The 16491-nt window shown below is 59.4% G+C and carries 13 protein-coding genes; 9 read left to right on the forward strand and 4 right to left on the reverse strand.

Annotation, left to right across the window (positions count from 1 at the left end; all coding sequences use genetic code 11):
* Positions 1 to 439: 439 nt before the first annotated feature.
* A complete protein-coding gene (locus GGR39_RS15045) occupies positions 440 to 2785 on the forward strand; it encodes a membrane-bound PQQ-dependent dehydrogenase, glucose/quinate/shikimate family (RefSeq protein WP_183618129.1) in 2346 nt (781 codons plus the stop codon).
* A 272-nt stretch (positions 2786 to 3057) separates the two neighbouring features.
* Here the strand turns inward: GGR39_RS15045 and GGR39_RS15050 are convergent, their stop codons facing one another.
* Both GGR39_RS15050 and GGR39_RS15055 read right to left on the reverse strand, forming a co-directional pair.
* Positions 3058 to 3378, reverse strand: a complete 321-nt coding sequence (locus tag GGR39_RS15050; RefSeq protein ID WP_183618131.1) for a 2Fe-2S iron-sulfur cluster-binding protein — start codon at positions 3376 to 3378, stop codon at positions 3058 to 3060.
* Positions 3375 to 4619: a cytochrome P450 gene (locus GGR39_RS15055; RefSeq protein ID WP_183618134.1), complete on the reverse strand. Its 1245-nt coding sequence runs from the start codon at positions 4617 to 4619 to the stop codon at positions 3375 to 3377. The genes GGR39_RS15050 and GGR39_RS15055 overlap by 4 nt, the downstream gene beginning before the upstream one ends.
* Positions 4620 to 4860: 241 nt before the next feature.
* Between GGR39_RS15055 and GGR39_RS15060 the strand changes: the two genes are divergently transcribed.
* Both GGR39_RS15060 and GGR39_RS15065 read left to right on the forward strand, forming a co-directional pair.
* Positions 4861 to 5397: a nuclear transport factor 2 family protein gene (locus GGR39_RS15060; protein ID WP_183618136.1), complete on the forward strand. Its 537-nt coding sequence runs from the start codon at positions 4861 to 4863 to the stop codon at positions 5395 to 5397.
* 186 nt (positions 5398 to 5583) lie between these two features.
* Positions 5584 to 6765 (forward strand): MFS transporter, encoded by a 1182-nt coding sequence (locus tag GGR39_RS15065; RefSeq protein WP_183618138.1) that lies wholly within the window; start codon positions 5584 to 5586, stop codon positions 6763 to 6765.
* Between the two features lie 394 nt (positions 6766 to 7159).
* Here GGR39_RS15065 and GGR39_RS15075 read toward each other — a convergent pair whose 3' ends face one another.
* Together GGR39_RS15075 and GGR39_RS15080 are read right to left on the reverse strand one after the other, a co-directional pair.
* A complete protein-coding gene (locus tag GGR39_RS15075) occupies positions 7160 to 8383 on the reverse strand; it encodes a cytochrome P450 (protein ID WP_183618142.1) in 1224 nt (407 codons plus the stop codon).
* Positions 8384 to 8393: 10 nt separating this feature from the next.
* Complete coding sequence (locus GGR39_RS15080; protein WP_183618144.1) at positions 8394 to 8717, reverse strand: 2Fe-2S iron-sulfur cluster-binding protein; 324 nt, start codon at positions 8715 to 8717, stop codon at positions 8394 to 8396.
* Between the two features lie 526 nt (positions 8718 to 9243).
* Between GGR39_RS15080 and GGR39_RS15085 the strand changes: the two genes are divergently transcribed.
* The 6 genes from GGR39_RS15085 to GGR39_RS15110 all read left to right on the forward strand — a co-directional run bounded on the left by GGR39_RS15085 (position 9244) and on the right by GGR39_RS15110 (position 16203).
* The gene (locus GGR39_RS15085) at positions 9244 to 9729 is read left to right on the forward strand and encodes a VOC family protein (protein ID WP_183618146.1); all 486 of its coding nucleotides are present in this window, start codon (positions 9244 to 9246) and stop codon (positions 9727 to 9729) included.
* 165 nt (positions 9730 to 9894) lie between these two features.
* Positions 9895 to 10170: a hypothetical protein gene (locus GGR39_RS15090; RefSeq protein WP_183618148.1), complete on the forward strand. Its 276-nt coding sequence runs from the start codon at positions 9895 to 9897 to the stop codon at positions 10168 to 10170.
* A gap of 81 nt (positions 10171 to 10251) precedes the next feature.
* Complete coding sequence (locus GGR39_RS15095) at positions 10252 to 11424, forward strand: DUF1214 domain-containing protein (protein WP_183618150.1); 1173 nt, start codon at positions 10252 to 10254, stop codon at positions 11422 to 11424.
* A gap of 15 nt (positions 11425 to 11439) precedes the next feature.
* A complete protein-coding gene (locus GGR39_RS15100; protein ID WP_221226164.1) occupies positions 11440 to 11826 on the forward strand; it encodes a VOC family protein in 387 nt (128 codons plus the stop codon).
* Between the two features lie 83 nt (positions 11827 to 11909).
* The gene (locus tag GGR39_RS15105; protein ID WP_183618152.1) at positions 11910 to 13511 is read left to right on the forward strand and encodes a GMC family oxidoreductase; all 1602 of its coding nucleotides are present in this window, start codon (positions 11910 to 11912) and stop codon (positions 13509 to 13511) included.
* 280 nt (positions 13512 to 13791) lie between these two features.
* A complete protein-coding gene (locus GGR39_RS15110) occupies positions 13792 to 16203 on the forward strand; it encodes a TonB-dependent receptor (protein WP_183618154.1) in 2412 nt (803 codons plus the stop codon).
* The last annotated feature ends 288 nt before the right edge of the window (positions 16204 to 16491 follow it).

Raw genomic sequence — 16491 nt, forward strand, 5'->3', positions numbered from 1 at the left:
TCTCCGCATCTAGGCTTCAAATCGGACGATCGCCTTTATCCGTTCATTCTATCCCTTCATGAAAATTGGAGGGTATGGGCGAGGCAAGCCATCATTTTCTAACCAGAATCGTCGGGGATGGCGCTACCTCTCGTAAGTACGCAAAAGCCCACGGCTCACGTTTTTGTAGAGTATCACGCCACCAATAAGCTCACGCCCGCGACCATCCGCCTGCCATGATACCACGACCCATTTTCTACCGCGCACAGGCGCGGCCTAACCGCAACCGTTTTAGCACTTCTCTCTCCTCCCGCAGCGCACGGTTCCGAAAGCGAGGGCGGGTATCCCTTCGGGTGGGACAGCGGCTACTGAAATGATCGTCTATCCCATGTGGCTGATCGAGAGAGACGGCACGGAAGGTGACGCTGTCCTCTTCTAAATTTTCCCGCTGAGGATATCTATGTTGCGTTTGATTTTGGTGCGAGGGCTGGCCGCCGTACTCGGCGTCATTGCGGTCATTTTGATGTATGGCGGCATCGTGCTCGCGGCCAACGGCGGGTCGATCTATTATGCCTTGGCCGGGGTGGCGCTCGGCATTTCTGCATCGCTCCTCTTCGTCAAGCGACGGGAGGGTGTGTGGCTCTATGGCGGCATCATTTGCGTGACGATGGCCTGGGCGATCGCCGAGGTGGGCTTCGATGGCTGGTCGCTGATGCCAAGGTTGATCGCATGGTTGCTGTTCGGCCTTCTGGTAGCGAGCCCATGGGTCAGGGGAACGCTTCAACCTGCCACCATGACTTCATCGATCCGCAAGCTTTTCAGCTGGCGGGGTATGGCTGGGTGCCTGCTGGTTGCGATCGCGCTGGGTTCTGCCATCCACATGACAAGTCCGCGGCGGTTTGATCCCCGCTACCAGGCCGGTATGGTCTCGTTCCCCGAGGTTCGGGCGGCGGCCGGCGGTGCCGAAAGCGGTAGGGACTGGCCGCAATGGGGTGGCAATTTGGCCGGCGAACGGTTCAGCCCACTGACGCAGATCACGCCGAACAATGTCGGGCAGCTCGAACTTGCCTGGACCGCACCCGTTGCCGCGACCGAAGCCGGCAAGACCGGTGGTCTTGAAGTGACGCCGCTGATGGTGAACGGCATCGTCTATAGCTGCAGCGGTACACACGAGATTTTTGCGGTCGATGCCGAAACGGGCAAGCCGGTGTGGCACAGCCCCGTACTGGGGGCGCCTGGGCGACCGTGCCGGGGTATCGCCTATTACCGCGTTCCAAATGCCACGGGTGCTTGCGCGGGGAGAATCCTGACAGCGACGGGTACGGCACTGCTGGTCGCCCTGGATGCCAGGACAGGCAAGCCCTGCAGCGATTTCGGGACCAACGGAAAGGTCAACCTGCTTGAGGGCTTGAGCACGGCGCCCGAAGGCTATTACCGGGTAACGTCGGCCCCGCAAATTGTGCGTGGCAAGGTCGTGCTGGGCGGCTGGGTATCGGACGGACAGTATTGGGGAGAGCCATCGGGCGCGATCCGGGCGTTCGACGCTGTGACCGGCAAGCTGGCCTGGGCATGGGACATGGGCCGTCCGGACCGTACCGGCGCGCCGCCGCCGGGGGAAAGCTACACCCGAGCAACCCCCAATAGCTGGGCGCCGATGAGTGCGGATGAGAAGCTTGGCCTCGTTTATGTGCCGACGGGCAACGCCACACCGGATTATTTCGGCGCTCAACGTCGCAGTTTCGACGACAAATATTCTAGCTCGGTCGTGGCGCTGGATGCAGACTCCGGCCGCGTGCGCTGGAGCTTTCAAACGACCCATCATGATGTCTGGGACTATGATGTCGCGTCGCAACCGGTGCTGACCGACATATCGACCGGGGGCCATGTGGTCCCGGCGGTGGTGCAATTCACCAAGCGTGGCGAGATCTTCGTGCTGGATCGCCGTACCGGCACGCCTCTCCGGCCCGTTATCGAAAAGCCGGCGCCGCAGGACGGCAAAGTACCGCAGGAGCGTCTTTCACCTACTCAACCCTTCTCGGATGCAATGCCCTCGTTCCGCAATCCGGATGTTCGGGAAAGCGACATGTGGGGTGTCACGCCGCTTGATCAATTGTGGTGCCGCATCCGTTTTCGTCAGGCGCGCTATGAAGGACCACTGACGCCGCCGGGCACCACACCATCGATCTCATCGCCAGGCTATGTCGGCGGAATGAACTGGGGCACAGGCGCCGTGGATGTCGATCATGGCGTGATGGTCTTTACGTCAGGGCGGGTGGCCAATTACGTCAGGCTGATCGAACGCAGGAAAGCCGATGCGATGGGCGTCAAGCCGATAGGGGACGGATCGAAGGCATCGGATTACGGAGGGATGGCGGCACAAGCCGGAACGCCCTACGCGGCCGACATCAAGCTGTTCATGTCGCCGCTGGCGATACCCTGTCAGGCACCTCCGCTCGGCTTCATCAGTGCGGTTGATCTGGTCACCGGCAAGCTGGTCTGGTCCCGGCCGTTCGGGACGATGTTCGGCCTGCAATTCGGAACGCCGGCCATTGGCGGGCCGATCGTCACGCGCGCCGGCCTCGCTTTCATCGGTGCCAGTATTGATGGACGCATGCAGGCGATCGACATCAAGACGGGCAAGGAAGTTTGGCATTCGCAATTGCCCCGGGGCGCCTTCGGTACGCCGATTACCTATACGTCTCCCAAGAGTGGCCGCCAATTTGTCGTCATCGCCGCGGGAAGTTCGCCACAGTTAGCCGGAAATGATGACGCAGTCCTGATGGCGTTCGCCCTGAAACGCCGCTGAAAGTTGTGATCATTGCCGAGTTCCCTCTCGGTGCCGGTAGGGCTGCAGCGTGACAAGAGCGACGCTGCACGTTGATGGGGGTACGATGGCCGCCGCCGGCATGATTGATTGGCCTCACGGCAACGGGATCATGGTCGTCCCGCTCGCGGGGACCACGCCGCGACTATTTGGTGATCAATCCCGATCCGCAATCCGGGCGGCCGCATCATCGACGGCACTCCTTATCCCCCTCACTGCCCGAACACCGCGCGGCGCAATCCCGCAGCCGGGAGTCATATCTGCCTCGGCGGCAGATGAAGAATGAGGCCGTCCAGAGCTTCGGACAGTCGAATCTGGCATGATAGCCGGCTGATGTCCTTCCGGTCGAAAACGCATTCTAGCAATTCCTGCTCGACATCGCCCGGCGGGGGCAGCTTAGCAGCGAAAGCCGGGTCCACCCACACATGGCATGTCGCACATGCCAGTTCACCGCCGCATTCGCCGATTATACCGGTGATGCCATTGTTGCGGGCCGCGTCAAAGGCGCGATCGTCAGGGCGAGCTTCAACTACGCGGCGCGATCCGTCAATCTCAACAAAGATGACGCGAATCATCCGGCGTTCTCCGTCTGTGGGATTGACCAGGTCAGAGGCAGGGACTTCAGACCTGTTACGGCTCCATTCTCGAACGAAAGCACTGCACCCTCCGCAATCGCAAAATCAGGGATACGCGCCAGCCATTCCTCAATGAAGATGCGCAGTTCCACCCGAGCGAGATTGGCGCCGGGGCAGCGGTGCGTTCCACTGCCGAACGTCAGATGATCGCGCGTGCTGCGCCCGAAATCCACCGCCAGCGGCTCATTCCATTGCTGCTCGTCCATGCCATGGGCAATGGTAGGCAGCATTATGCGATCCCCTTCTTTCAATTGCACGCCTCCTAGTTCGCTGTCCCGGCTCACATAGCGGGCAAAGGTGCTAAGCGGGTATCGGCGCAGCATTTCCTCGATGGCGGCGGGGATATCTTCCGGGTGCTCGCGCAAGTGGCGACGGTGTGCGTCGTGGGTCGCCAGATGCATCGCGGTCATGCCCATCATCCCACCCACCGTGTCGAGCCCACCCAGCATCAGCGTCGTCATGTAACCGACCCGCTCCGTCTGCGTCAGCGGTCGGCCGTCAATTTCCATGTTGACCACGGTGCTGAGGAAATCCTCTCCCGGTTGCGCGAGGCGCTTATCGACCCAGCCACTGATATAGCGGTTAAGTTCCTCGATCGCCGCGTGCCGACGCGCGGGGTCGGCCACCTTCAATGTTTCGTGTGCCAAGCCCAGAAGATATTCCCGATCCGATGAAGGCAGATCGACGAGGCGGAGAAACAACTCCATCGGCATCTTCAGGGAGAAATCCCTGATGAAATCACAAGTGCCGCTGTCCTTCAGGTCATTGATCAACTGAATGCAGATTTCGCGTGCACGCTTTGCGAGCCCCGCCACGCCCTTTGGTGACAAAGCAATATTCAGGGGCCGGCGCAATTCCTTATGATAAGGATCGTCCGCCTCGATCGGAAGGCAGGCCGGGACTTCAGGGGGATTGGGCGGGATGCCGATCCCTTTGCCTGAACAATATATATCTGCTTGCCTGAAGGCCTGCTCAAGCAGCACCGCATCATTGAGGACCCAAAAGCCCCCATATCTGGGTGTGAAGAACAGCGGCGGCGCAGATCGGCCGAGTTCGTGCCAGGCGTTATAGATGTCCTCGCCGTCTCGTACCATGTCGAAGAGGTCGAAATCGCGCACCAGTTCTGCAGGAACATGCGGCGAAACAGTGTTGGAAAGGGCCCCCAAAGCCGCATCGGTCATCGAGCTTTCTCCTGATGATGCCGGCACATTTGTATTCGCCAGCGTTGACGACGAATTTTTACGTTACCGATAGGCGGCCGTCGGTGTCGGGTCATGTCCCTGAACAAGGGGCAGCAGGCCAACTTCCAAATGAGGCACTATCCATCCTGCCCGGAAATGGCGGCACGTCGACCCGCATCGAACCTGCTGTTGCCACTGCCTGGGCTGGGCCCAAAAACGCCATCCGTGGTGGGAGAGAGAGATGAACGACGACGAAAGAGTAGTTCTGCGCGAGCTCAAGGACCGACAGGACATTCTCGACTGCATCCATCGCTACTGCCGTGGGGTCGATCGATTTGACCGTGACGCGGTGCGATCGGCCTATCATGATGATGCGCTCGACGATCATGGGGAATTCGTCGGCGGCGTCGAAGGGTTTATCGACTGGGCCTTTGCTTATCATCAGCGTTACCAGCTTCGCACGCTGCATAGCATCAGCAATCACCTTTGCGAGATCGATGGCGATACCGCTCATGCCGAAACCTACTGGACATTCCATTCGGTCAATCGCGATCCCCCCCACCATACTACCGCCACGGGACGCTATATAGACCGGTTCGAACGACGCCGGGGCCGATGGGGCATCGTTCGGCGCATATGCGTAATGAATTCGCTGGGCGGGGAAATCGATCCGCTGGGGCAGTTGGCGGACGCGCATTTCTTCCCATCGTCTCGCGACCAAAGCGATCCCGCCTATATGCGCCCGCTGGAAATCGATCCGGCCCGCTTCACGGTCTGACCGGCTGTCCGGAATGCACCTTTTGAACGAACTCTCGACATCGCGTTCTTGCCGCCGTCCCATGAATCGGGGATGGCGCCCGGCCGCGCAGCCATCCACCTCTCGCTGAGGCCGGGGATCGACCGGTATCAACGGGCCTGACCTGCGCCAAGAGCGGGGCAGGCGCCATTTTCTGGGAGAGGTTGGGTGACGGCGGTCGACACAAACCAGGAATGGAATCGGCTTAGCCCCTCCGCCAAGGCGGCGCTGGTCGCCGGTGGGCCGCTCGTTTCGATCGGTATGTTCTCGATGGGCACAGCCCTTCCCGGTCTGGCCCGCAGCTTTGCCGACGCGCCAGACAGCGCCTTCATGGTCCAGATCATCGGCACCATCGTCGCGCCCGTCTTTGCCTTTGCGTCTCCACTTATGACTCGGGCCATCGCACGACACGGCCCCCGGCGCGTCATGCTGGGGTCGTTACTGTTGTTCGCCGCTGGCGGAGCGGCCCCGGCGCTGCTTTCCTCGCTGACCGCCATTCTGATCACCCGGGTGATCCTGGCGATTGGGGTGGCGGGGGCGTTCGCTGCGTCGATGGCGGGGATAGCACGCATGCCGGACGCGCAACGGCACCGGCTTCTTGGTCTCATCAGCTTTTCCGCCGGTGGTATTGCCATCGTCACCTTCCCGTTGATCGGCATGCTCGCGGCGATGAGCTGGAGGCTGGCATTTCTGGTGCATCTAATCGTCATTCCGGTGGCGTTGCTTACACTTCAACTGCCGCGCAGGGGGCATGCGCGCGCGGCCTTCCGCGGCTCCTGGCAGCGTGGCCGGCTGCTGGCAGGCGTGCCGATCACCCTGCTGCTGGCCTCGATCGTTATTGGTTGGGGAATGGTGGCAAGCGCGGTTTATTCCCCCTTCTTGCTCGGTCATCAGGGCGTCCGCGATCCGGCGCGCGTCGGGCTGTTCCTGGGCATAATGTCGACCTGCTCACTTCTGGGCTCGGGCGGCTATAGCATGATCCAGCGGGCGTTGGGGACGCCTGCCACCCTAATGCTGGCGATCCTCACCGCCGCCGCCGGTTCGATGATGGCGGGCCTTGCCATGTCCGTGCCCGTTACCATAACCGGCATAAGCATATTGGGCATCGGCCTTTCGCTGTTTAGTGGCGCGATCTATGCCGCCGCCATGGCCGCGGCGGGCCCCGATGGGGACGGCACTGCTGGCGCGGGCGTCGTCACTTTCGTCAAATACGGCGGACAGCTGATCTTTCCGGCCTTCGCCACGCTCACAGCCCAAAAATGGGGCACGGCGACTGTCTATCTCGCGCTAGGAGCGTTAATGATCGGCGTCGCGCTACTGCTTGCACCTGCCACCATCCGCCGACGCTAGGTCACCGCCTCGGACCGCGCCATAAAGATTGGAGCGACCGTTATGATTCATAGAACGGGCCCAGTCCGGAGTCACGGTCAACACGATCAGTCCCGGCATCATGCATACCGAAATGATCGAGCGGATGCTGGATCAGCTAGCACCGGCTTATGTTTGAGAATACGATTATAACGGGCGCGTCAGCGCACTGATGCAATCTGGTGTTCTTTCAGTGACTACTGCGGATCTGGGACATCCCGCAGATTTGGGTGCCTTGGTTGCACTCGTGGCCAAACCGCTAACGGCCTTCATCACGGGGGCTAATTATCGCTTCGACGGCGGCGGTGCGCTTTCCGTCAACTGACGGCTAAAGGGTTGTGGCTGGACCAGCCTGGGCATCCGGCCGCCATCTGTTTTAGTTGCGGCGCATGCGGACGGGCATAGCCGTGATCGTCCGAACGAAGGCCGAATAGGCGTAGGTCGGCGGGGCGAGCACATCGAATGCGATATCCCGCGCCACGATCTCCTCCCATAATGTCCGCAACTGCAGCTCCGCCAGACGCGACCCGAGGCAGCGATGGGGGCCCATGCCAAAAGCGATGTGCTGACGGGCATTTTCGCGATCGACCCGCAAACGATCGGGGTCTTCGAAAACGCTCTCGTCACGATTGCCCGAAATATACCACATCATGACCTTCTCGCCTTCGCGGATTTTGCGGCCATGCAGTTCTATGTCTTCGGTCGCAGTCCGCCGCATGGTGATGACCGGGGTCTGAAACCGGATCATCTCTGCCACCGCGTTACCGACCAGCTGAGGCCGTTCGCGTAGCAGGCGGAACTGTTCGGGACTCTGGCTGAAACCCCAGATGCTTCCCGACATCGTGTTGCGGGTGGTGTCGTTGCCGCCGACCAGAAGGACTGAAAACGTCGTCGTCATTTCCAATGGCGATGCATCGGCAAAGACCTCGCTATGAGCCAGCAGCGAGACAACGTCGAACCGGGGTTCCTCCAGCCGTGCGCGTGCTACCGCTTCGTTGACCATCGTGTGAAATTCGCCGACGACGGCCATACGCTGTTCTTCCGTGCGGATCGGGCTGTCCGGATCGTCGAGGTCAGCGGCGATGACATCCGACCAATGAACCAGCCGGCGACGATCCTCGATGTCGTGGCCGAACAATGTCGCCAACATCATCGAAGTCAGCTCGATCGAAACCCGCTCCACCCAGTTGAATTCTTCGTCGAGAGGCAAGTTGTCCAGCACCGAACGGACGCGATCGCGGATCAACGCCTCGAATCGCAGCAGGTTTTTGGGTGCGACTACAGGTGTGACGGCTTTCCGCTTTGTCGTATGCTCGGGCGCATCCATCGTGATCATGGTGGGATTTGGGTTGTCATCAAGCGTCACCCCGCCGCGCTGATAGGAAGAGGAGAAGCGCCCCGGATCGGCGTCAATCGCGTAGATGTCCTCATATCGAGTGATCGACCAATAGGGACCGAACCGGCTGTCCTCGCAATAATGAACGGGATCTTCAGCGCGAAGCCGGGCGAAAAGGGGACGCCATGCATCGTCGCGATAGATCTCTGGGCGGCTGACGTCGATCGATGAGATGGCGCTGCGCGAATTCGTGGTTCCAGACATATCCTGCCCCTTACTGCCCCTCGGGCACTTCGACGACCAACCCGTCGAGCGCGGCATTGAGCACGATCTGACAGCCAAGACGCGAGGTCGGCTTGGGGTCAGCTGGCGCGACTTCGATCATGCAGGCCTCTGTCGAATCCGGCTCGGGCACGCCGACACGGTCAATCCATGCCTCATCAATGTAAACGTGGCACGTGGCGCAGGCACAACCGCCTCCACAGTCCCCCGTGATCCCGTCGATGCCGTTTTCAACCGCCACGCGCATCACCGTTTCACCTTCTTCGAACGGAACTTCCCGATTTTCATCGGGCCCCATCCTGAAAGTAATCTTCATACTGAGACGCTCCTTTCCTGGCTGAAATTGCACTCAACCGTTGAGCCGTAGGCAGTCCCTCGAATTCTTGAAATCATGACCAAACCCACAGCGAATTTTTCGGGAGAGGCCACCCTCTTGCCGATGCACTGCATCCCTTGGGTTTGGATGAGATCGCGAGATAACATGCGAGGAATGCCCACCCTGAGATTCGATCGTTAACGGCGCCGTATTGGATAGCCATCGCCCTTTAGGCGCGGCGGCGGGGCGGAGCTATCGCCGTCAAGGGGGACAATGCCGTCCCGTAGGGCGGGAGCGGGTATTCCCCGCTTACGCGCGCGGCCGTTCTGCGTGTCCCCCCCGACGGTACTTGATCCGCCACCCGCATAGCATGACTGTTGCCCACGATCGCCAATGGACATGGCCAATGATGACATCATCAACATCTCGGCCACTCTGTTGCAGTACACCACGGCCTAGATGCCCGAGGGAGGCCTAGCGAATGCAAATCCGGCGCAAGTCTTTGCAAAGACGATAGGGATTGCCCATGAAGAGACCCGATCTCGTATCTCCAAACGCTGGTTTGCTCGGCTACCGGCAGTTCCAGATGGCCTACGTCACCAACGATCTCGACCGGGCTCTAGCGATCCTGCGCGCCCAATATGGCATCGCCGATTTCACCGTCTTCTCGCCGGCACCGGGTCAGCCGATGAGGATCGCCCTTGCCTGGTGCGGCGAAACGATGTTCGAGGTGATCGACGCGACAGGCATGGGGATCGACATTTACGACAAGGCGCTACCAAACGATTTCGCAATTCGATTTCATCACATTGGGTTGGAAGTTGCTGATGAAATCCAATGGGATCGCCTGCAAGCAAGCATAAGGGCGGGGAACCACGTCGTGGATTTCGCCGGCGACAACGACGTGGCGCGTTTCGCCTATGTTCATGCCCCGGAGCTTGGTCATTACGTCGAATATGTCCTGTTGCATGAACAGGGCCGGCTATTTTTCGAAAGCGTCGCCGCCAATTGACAGGATGGGCGGGTGTTGGATAGCTGTCGCGCGCGGCCTAACAACGCAGAGATCGTGCCGGTTCCACGTTGCGCTGTCCGGCCTTCAACCGACACAATCGCTTCTCCTATCGCTCTCAAAGCGCATGGCTGTGGTCAAATCGCACGAGCTGCGGCGTAATGCTCAATGGAACCCATCACTCGCCGCCCTGGAGTTCTCATCATGACTAATGTCGGGATCATCGGCGCAAACGGGCCGCTCAATGTCAATGGATCGACGCGGCGCGCACTACCCAATACGCGCGTTCGCGCCCTCTACGCCGACCACCAGAAAAGGTTAAAGGCAGATGCCTCGGCGATTGCGGATCGTCGAAAGCTATCGCCCAGTTTCGATGAAGCGCTCCATGCATGGCGCATCGCCGAAGCCTTGACCCATCCCAAGGGCTACGGTGAGTTGAATTGAGATAACTACGATATAATATTTCCTTGCTGTCATGCCCACCAAGGGCGGGACTGGCAAGGTTCGCAAAAATGGAGAGAAACGATGCGCACCTGGGACCAATATGTCGACATGCTAAAGCCGGCGGCAGAGCTTGTAGGGCAGATAACTGCGCCTGTCGACGAGCAGATTACGGCCGACATGCTCCGACAGTTTGCGATGAATATGTCTCAAGGGTATCTTCTATATTTCGCCACGAACCCCGATTATCCCGAGTTTGTACCTTTCGAGAATAGTGCATTCCTTGCGCAGCCAAATCCCGATGCAGTTTATTATTATACTCGGATCAATGGCAAAGGAATCTACCGGATTGTTGGCGAACGAGGCACGGCGGTGGTCGCCAACCTTGCCTATGGTAACCGGATTTTCGGCATGGCCGGATCGCCCGGACCGGTTCGGGGCAATGTGGATGTCGATCGCTTTGCCATGGATGAGCATGGCCGGTTCGAGGTCATCTTCAGCGAGAACCGACCGGAAGGCTATACGGGCGACTGGGCCTATCTCGATCCCGAGGCCGACTTCATCCTGCTGCGTCAGTTCAACTATCGGTGGGGGCGCGAGGTGGACATGCGCATCGCCATCGAACGGCTCGATCCTGTCCCCCCCAAGCCCCGCCTCTCGCCCGAGCGGACGGATGCCCTGCTGGCTGAGCTTTTCGGAACCTACGTAAAGGGGTTAAGCCAGGTATGCATGGCGAGCATGAAGCGACCGTTCCAGAATGGTCAGCTCAACAAGATGGCGCTGCATGACTTCAAGGATGTCGGCAATAGCGGAGACTGGCCGCAGATATACTTTGAAAGCCTTTTCGAGATCGAAGATGACGAAGCACTGATCATCGAAACCGAGCTGCCGGCGGAGCGGCCCTACTGGAACGTCCAAGTCATCGACGGCCTCTGGAACCAAGCCGATATCCCCTACCGCAACACCAGTCTGAACGGCCATACGGCTAGGATCGATGCCGACGGCAAATTCCGGGCGGTCCTGTGCCGGACTGATCCCGGCTACGCCAACTGGCTTGACACTGCTGACCATAAGTTTGGCCTGCTGATCGGGCGGTGGTTCAAGTGCAGCTCTCATCCGCTGCCCACCGTCACGCGCATGAAGGTGGATGAGGTGGCCGATTATCTGGGCGATCGCAGCCCCCGTATCACCCCGGAGGAGCGTAAAGCGGAAATGCGCGAACGGCTGATCGGCTCGCAACTGCGGCGGCGCTGGTAACGCGAGGGTCGCTTCATGGCCGTCCCCGGCATTTCCGGCCTGGATCACCTGGTGCCGACCGTCAGCTCGATCGATGTCACCTGTGCGTTCTACGCGCGTGCGCTGGGCTGCGAGGAAGTACGGTTCGGCCGCGGCCGGCGGGGGCTCTCATGCGGCTCCGTGCGGATCAACCTGCACCAGGCGGGACAGTTTGTCGAACCCCGCGCGGCAGCCCCAACCCCCGGATCGGCCGATCTGTGTTTCGTCACCGTCGAGGGCCTGGATACCGTCGCCAGTCATCTGGCGGCGCACAAAATATCCATCATCCTTGGTCCGGTGGTCCCCAAAGGGGGCCAAGGGTGCGATGCGCTCACTTTATTTCCGAGACCCGGACGGCAACCTTATAGAAATTGGTCACTATGACGGGGGCGTCAGGCTAGAGCGGCACCGCTCTCGGAAGGTTCGTCTTAATCGATTGTAACATCGGACTGTGCGGAGCCAAAGCAATGACTGACCAGCAGCGGGCGGACGTGATCATCATCGGATCAGGTAGCGCTGGCGGCGTACTGGCCGCACGTCTCAGCGAAAACCCGCGACGTCGGGTCGTTCTGATTGAGGCGGGACGTGATCGATCGTCGAGCCTCTTCGTAACCATGCCTGCAGGCACTTTCGCCATGATGGGTCGGCCGGGCTTCGACTGGGCCTACCAGACCGAACCCGATCCGACGATCCACGGTCGCACGCTGGGATGGTCGGGGGGGCGGATGCTGGGCGGGTCCAGTTCGATCAACGGCGTGATCTATGCCCGGGGCAATCGGCAGGACTATGAACGTTGGGTTGTGGCGGGCGCCACGGGCTGGGGCTGGGACGCCCTGCTGCCCTACTTCCTGCGCGCCGAAGATTATCAGGGACCGCCGTCACAGTGGCATCGTAATGGCGGACCGCTGCCCGTCGGTCGAGCCAACGAGCGACATGGCCTGAGCGATGCGGTCCTGGCGGCCTTTCAAAGCATAGGTGTCCCCCGGCTCGAGGATTATTGTGCCGGAGATCAGTTTGGCGTCTATGACGTGCTGACGACCGCGGTTGGAGGCCGAAGGCGCGGCATAGCGGAAACCTACTTAAGGCAGGCGCGCGGGCGCCCCAATCTTCAGATTGTGAAGCAGACTTTGGTCGATCGCATCATGATCGAGAAAGGATGCGCTGTTGGAGTGAGCGTGGTGCGCGGCGATCAGGGTCTGGAATTCCGCGCGCCCGAGACGATTGTCAGTGCGGGCGCGATCCAGTCGCCAGCTATTCTCATGCGATCAGGCATCGGCCCTGCATCGCATCTACGCGACCACGGCATAGCGGTCGAGGCGGACCTGCCTGTGGGACTGAACCTTCAGGATCATTGCGGCCTATCGGCCAGCCGATTCGTAGATGTCCCGACCTATAACAGTCCTTTTGGTCCCTGGACGATCGGCAAGGCGCTCGCCCGCTGGGTGCTGACCAGGCACGGGCGCATGGCGTCCCCGGCGGTCCATGTCATGGCCGGCTTGAAATCTGCGCCGGATGGCCGGGAAGCGGACATATCGGTCAGCTTCATACCGTTGGCGATTGATTTCAATTCCAGCATCCCGGCGATGGCGGCTCAGCCGGGCATCACCCTGGGCGGGGTGTGCATGCGTCCGGAAAGCCGCGGCGCGATCCGCCTCCGCAGTCGCGATCCACATGCAAAGCCTGTAATCGATCACCGCCTGCTCGCCGAAGGCGACGTGCGCCGACTGACGCAATTCGGCAAAATCATAGAAGAGGTATTCGCCGCCAAGCCCTTGGCCGATCATATAATCGGCCGCAGCTTTCCTCATGAGGTGCCGCGTAGCGACGCGGAATGGGAAGAAATCATCAGGCAAACGGCCGGGATTGGTTATCATGCGGTCGGTACCTGTCGGATGGGAGGCGAGGATTCCGTCCTTGATCCCCGGTTGCGGGTTCGCGGGATCGGCAATCTCCGCGTGGTCGATGCGTCGATCATGCCGTTCATCGTATCGAACAACACGAATGCGGCGACCATCGCGATAGCGGAACGTGCCTCCGACTTTTTCCAGGAAGATGTGATGGATACATAGGCCGCCGTCCGCCTCGCTATCTCGTTCCTGTTTGCTGTCCGCCACAGACTGGCTTCTGCCGGCATGGAGCTTCAGGGCCTGGCGCTCAACGAATACCGCTTCCGCTACCACGGTGTACTGGACCGACTCGCCAAGACAATGTCGCAACTCATGAATTCGAAGACGCGGCCATCGAAACCACCAATGGTAGGTTCGAAAGATATCCGCTAACAACAGAAGCCAGCGGTATGCGATCAACTCTTCCATCATCGACAAATAATAGATGAAGGGGAGGAGTGTCATGGATAAATGGGATCTCGCGTTCCGCACGAGCCTCAGCGCGATTGCATTGGCCACGGCCATGCCGGCAATTGCACAGACCAGTAGCGTACCACAGAAGAACACCGGCGTCGAAGATATCATCGTCACCGCGCAGCGCAAGAGTGAGTCCCTGCAAAAGGTCCCTATTGCTGTTACCGCCATATCGGAGACCACCCTGCAGAACGTGGGTGTTACCGACCTTACAACTGTCAGCAAGCTCGCGCCAGGCGTGCAGATCCAGCCGTTCTTTAAAGCCGGCGACGCCATCTACCAGATTCGCGGCCAGACGCAGACCGATGCTTCGCCCACGATCGATCCATCCGTCGGTGTCTATTTCGACGACGTTTACATCGCGCGCTCATCGGGTTCGCTGACGAGCTTGCTGGACGTGTCCCGCGTCGAAGTGCTTAAGGGGCCGCAAGGTACGTTGTTTGGCAAGAACACAACGGGTGGCGCGATCCGAATTCTTTCCAATCAACCGACATTTAATCTCGGCGGCTATGGCAAAGCGGGTTACGAAAGTTTCGACCGTTACATCCTCGAAGGTGTACTGAACGTTCCGCTCAGTGAGACGGTCGCGACACGCATCGCCGCAAAGTATTCCGACAAGCGCGATGGATACGCAACGAACGTGGTGACTGGCGACCCGATAGACAAGATGAAGGATTTTGCCATCCGCGGGTCCTTACTTTGGGAACCCAACGGTGGTACGAACGTTCGTATACAGGGTGATTATTCGCGTACTACTGGTGGATCGTCACCTGCATATATCGTAAGCTACAACCCTCAGAACAGCCCGTTTCCCGCACTTGAAGCTGCGCTTGAGTCCGGCCTAGGTGCCGATTTCGCAGCGGGCAACGCGATAATCCAAAATATCGCGACGCGTGAAGGCGGGCGTCCGGTCTTTGGCTCTGACCTTCGGATCAATACGGGTGCTAATTTCGGCACATCTGCCACCTTCAATCCAGCGACGGGGCAGTTCAGCTATGTGAACGCCGGCTCACCCAACCCAAGGACCGATCTTAAGACCTGGGGCGTGATGGCGACGGCGAACATAGATCTTGACTTCGCGAACCTCAAGTCCATCACGGCTTATCGCCAGACCGACTCTTATTACACCTATGAAGTCGATGGAAGCCGTTTCCACATTCTGGATGCGCTGCAGACGAACCATAATACTCAGTTCTCACAAGAGCTAATCCTCAACGGTCAGCTCTTTGATGACAAGTTGGAATGGAGCGCCGGCGGTCTGTTTTATACCGAAAAGGCGTTCCAGCTCAACAATCCAAAGGTTCTCAGCGCGCTGGTGTCCTTCAGCGGTGGTAGCGGGACCTATGATACCGGCACCGGTAAAAATACCTCCTATGGTGTATTTGCACAGGGCACCTACCATCTGAGCGATAGCTTGTCGGTCACGGCAGGCGCGCGCTATACAATTGACCAGCGTAAGGCAAATCAGTCTGCGTATAATTTGGCGCTGGGCGGGGCACAGACTTGCCTGTTCTCGACTTTCCCCGGGATCGACACTACGCCGGGGTTCGTACCGCCATGCTCGCTACTGTCGAACCGGACGTTCCGAGATTGGGCCTATACGGCGTCGATCAACTACCAAATCGACCCAGACAAACTGGTGTACCTGCGCACCAGCCGGAGTTTCCGCGCGGGCGGTTTCAATTCGCGTGTTACCGCCCTACCTGCCTTCGCGTCCTTTCGTCCTGAATTCGTGACCGACTATGAGGGGGGGCTGAAGGCGATCTGGTTTGATCGCAAGTTGCGCACAAATCTCGCCGTCTTCTACTCACATGGTAGCGACGTGCAGACAACGGTGAGTCAGGTCGATCCCAACACCCTTGTTTCATACAACGTAACGCAGAACATTGGTGTACGTAATGTCAAGGGTGTTGAACTCGATGCGACCTTGCAGGCTTCCCGGTTCGTTTCGTTGGATGGCGGCCTTGCTTATCTTGATGGCAAATCAAAAAACCCGCTCGCGCCGGATGTGCGTTTCATCATCAAGACACCCAAGTGGTCGCTTAACGGGGGTGTGAACATCGATATCCCGGTGTCGTCAAATATCGATGCGAGGCTCCACGGCGATGTGTCCTACCGCGGACGAATGTTTGATAGCACGGCTCCGCTGCGTGATCCGGGAACAGGCGCTATTCTCGAAGTAACAACCTATCGGCCGATAACGCTGGTCGGTGCGCGTATCACTGTAACCGAAAAGAATAGTGGCATTGAATTTTCGGTATATGGGCGAAATCTTACGAACGAACGTTACAATGCGAACCAGTCGGCGTTCAACGGCGTCGGATTGCTCGTCGGTTGGCTCGCGGAGCCACGGGTGGTGGGGCTGGATGTGAAAGTCCCCTTCGGCGGCGGCGGCAATTAAGTGGATCGTTCACCCGGCCCGTCACCAGGGGCGGGCCGGGTGGAAACCAAAAGAGACCAGCGACAGCCACCCGTATTGGGGCCGTCGACCAAGTCTCTCGCCGGGTAACTAGCTGATGGATGGGCGCTACAATGACGACGTAGTTAAGACCGATGCTCTGGTTAAGCCGATGCGCGAAGGCGATCGAGGGTTGGTGGTCATCGGTTCTGGCGACCTATGGCCGTCAGTTCGATCTCTTCTTGTCTTAAAATAATAGTCTCGTAAATGTGAAAGTCCTGACTTCGCCGT

This window comes from Novosphingobium fluoreni (genome assembly GCF_014196615.1).
GTDB lineage: Bacteria > Pseudomonadota > Alphaproteobacteria > Sphingomonadales > Sphingomonadaceae > Novosphingobium > Novosphingobium fluoreni.

What these genes read in the sequence shown, in the direction of transcription:
- GGR39_RS15100 (WP_221226164.1), top strand. Translation starts at nt 11,440, where the DNA reads ATGGCCGTCCCCGGCATTTCCGGCCTGGATCACCTGGTGCCGACCGTC.
- GGR39_RS15045 (WP_183618129.1), top strand. Translation starts at nt 440, where the DNA reads ATGTTGCGTTTGATTTTGGTGCGAGGGCTGGCCGCCGTACTCGGCGTC.
- GGR39_RS15095 (WP_183618150.1), top strand. Translation starts at nt 10,252, where the DNA reads ATGCGCACCTGGGACCAATATGTCGACATGCTAAAGCCGGCGGCAGAG.
- GGR39_RS15105 (WP_183618152.1), top strand. Translation starts at nt 11,910, where the DNA reads ATGACTGACCAGCAGCGGGCGGACGTGATCATCATCGGATCAGGTAGC.
- GGR39_RS15050 (WP_183618131.1), bottom strand. Translation starts at nt 3,378, where the DNA reads ATGATTCGCGTCATCTTTGTTGAGATTGACGGATCGCGCCGCGTAGTT.
- GGR39_RS15055 (WP_183618134.1), bottom strand. Translation starts at nt 4,619, where the DNA reads ATGACCGATGCGGCTTTGGGGGCCCTTTCCAACACTGTTTCGCCGCAT.
- GGR39_RS15085 (WP_183618146.1), top strand. Translation starts at nt 9,244, where the DNA reads ATGAAGAGACCCGATCTCGTATCTCCAAACGCTGGTTTGCTCGGCTAC.
- GGR39_RS15075 (WP_183618142.1), bottom strand. Translation starts at nt 8,383, where the DNA reads ATGTCTGGAACCACGAATTCGCGCAGCGCCATCTCATCGATCGACGTC.
- GGR39_RS15090 (WP_183618148.1), top strand. Translation starts at nt 9,895, where the DNA reads ATGGAACCCATCACTCGCCGCCCTGGAGTTCTCATCATGACTAATGTC.
- GGR39_RS15110 (WP_183618154.1), top strand. Translation starts at nt 13,792, where the DNA reads ATGGATAAATGGGATCTCGCGTTCCGCACGAGCCTCAGCGCGATTGCA.
- GGR39_RS15060 (WP_183618136.1), top strand. Translation starts at nt 4,861, where the DNA reads ATGAACGACGACGAAAGAGTAGTTCTGCGCGAGCTCAAGGACCGACAG.
- GGR39_RS15080 (WP_183618144.1), bottom strand. Translation starts at nt 8,717, where the DNA reads ATGAAGATTACTTTCAGGATGGGGCCCGATGAAAATCGGGAAGTTCCG.